At 32.5% G+C, this 1,859-nt stretch carries 1 protein-coding gene; it reads right to left on the reverse strand.

The window, feature by feature from the left end:
- Window positions 1–723: 723 nt before the first annotated feature.
- Complete coding sequence (locus DWB61_RS17525; protein ID WP_125032234.1) at window positions 724–1,443, reverse strand: energy transducer TonB; 720 nt, start codon at window positions 1,441–1,443, stop codon at window positions 724–726.
- Between the last annotated feature and the right edge of the window lie 416 nt (window positions 1,444–1,859).

The following is a 1,859-nucleotide window of genomic DNA, read 5'->3' on the forward strand; positions in this document are numbered from 1 at the left end:
ATTATTTTGAGAAATATTTTCTCTCCCTTTTTCAACTCTCGCCGTTTTCCTTTACCAGACTTTTAAGAACTTTTTCGCTATTTAAGCGGCTGCAAATATAAGAACTTTAATTCCTAAACTGCAAATCTTTTTTCGTTTATTTTTTAATTGTTTTTTACCAAGATTACTCAGTGTTTACAAGCATTACAAACGGGTCAAAGATCAACGCCTCTCTCTTAAAGCGAGTGCAAATATAGACTTTATATTCCCAACTTTCCTAATGATTTTTTTAAGTTTATTGCAATTAAATTTCAACTAACTGATAATCTGCATTAAAAAAAAACAAAATTGTTATCTATACCAAAACACACTCAGTCAAAAATGCTTTTACAACGTATCGGTTATAGTATACACCCACAAAAATATGAGAAAACGAATTGACAGCCTGCTAGATATTAGAAGAAGACTCGTTTACCTATAAAAATAAGCATCCAAGTTCTAAACACAACACCCCAACAAGCAATATATCTGACTTACTAACAAATGCAATTTCACAAAAACAATAAGTCGCTCAAAAATTGAATCTCATTTTGCTTATTTTCCATTTGTCATTAAATTCATTGAACTACAATTGGGTATAATCCATGAACAAGCCTGACTACATAAAACTACATGTTTTAAAAACTGAATGGAACAGCTATTGCAGAGACAGCACCTCAGTCAGGAGGAAAACTATCCACAACACTACCTGTGAAGATGAAAATTGATGGGAAACGTGTAAGATACTTTAACTGATTTGCCTCTTTGCTTTCCGGGTTTCCAATTGGGCATATTACTAATCACCCTAAGAGCTTCCCGATCAAGAGCAGGATCTATAGACCTTAAAACTTTACCATCCTCGACTTTCCCTTCTTTATTTATTACAAAGCCGATATAAACTCTTCCTGTAATATATTTTCTACGTGCACTCTCAGGATACTTTACATTTGATTTTATCCATTTTCTAAGTTCTAATATTCCACCAGGGAATTCAGGCATTTCCTCTACCATAACATAAACCATATCTAAATCAATTGGATCAGGCTCCGATAAGAGAGGATTGTTAACAATCACATTTGTCTCTAGCTTTTTTTCATTTACATCTACCAATATATGGACCGTTTGTTCGTTAAAAACTTCGACAAAACATTTAAACGTTTCATTTTTAAACTTAAAAGAAAGATCGTACAGACCAGTATAAATCTCCTTCAGAATCAAAGAGTCTTGATCTTTCTCTTCATTTATTCCCAACTTTGGTATCTCAATCATCACATCAGAAGGAATGGTTTGAATAATCAAATTTCCATAATTTATCGTAACAGGAATACGAGCACCTTCTTTCACAATAGTATCCATGCCTATATTTTGCGCGAAAAGCTGAAACCCTATCAGATTTATAATAATTATGGAAACAACTTTACTCATCTATTCATTAATTTAACTAATAATTCATTTCTGATTAAGTAGAATGAATCAAAAGCTGAACACACTCTATAATTACAAAATACATTAAAAAGTAAAATACTCATTATAATTAAACTAAAAAAACTAATAAAGCATAGAAATCCTTCTAAGCTCAATTACTGATATTATATTACCAAACCTATAGAATAAATACAATACTAATACAAGAATAATCGAGTAGGTAGGGGGATTACTCCCCCGCTCTCTCACACCACCGTGCGTACTCTCGTACACGGCGGTTTCGAATAATGTTTGAACTGTTTATAGATAACTGACATATTATATAATCCTAAATCTATGAACCATTGTAGATTCATAGCCTGATGAGCTTGAGGACAACCTGATAATCGCCACCATCCTTTTCCTGATAGGGCTAA

Origin of the sequence: Ancylomarina euxina, from assembly GCF_003863355.1 — a bacterium.
GTDB classification, from domain to species: domain Bacteria; phylum Bacteroidota; class Bacteroidia; order Bacteroidales; family Marinifilaceae; genus Ancylomarina; species Ancylomarina euxinus.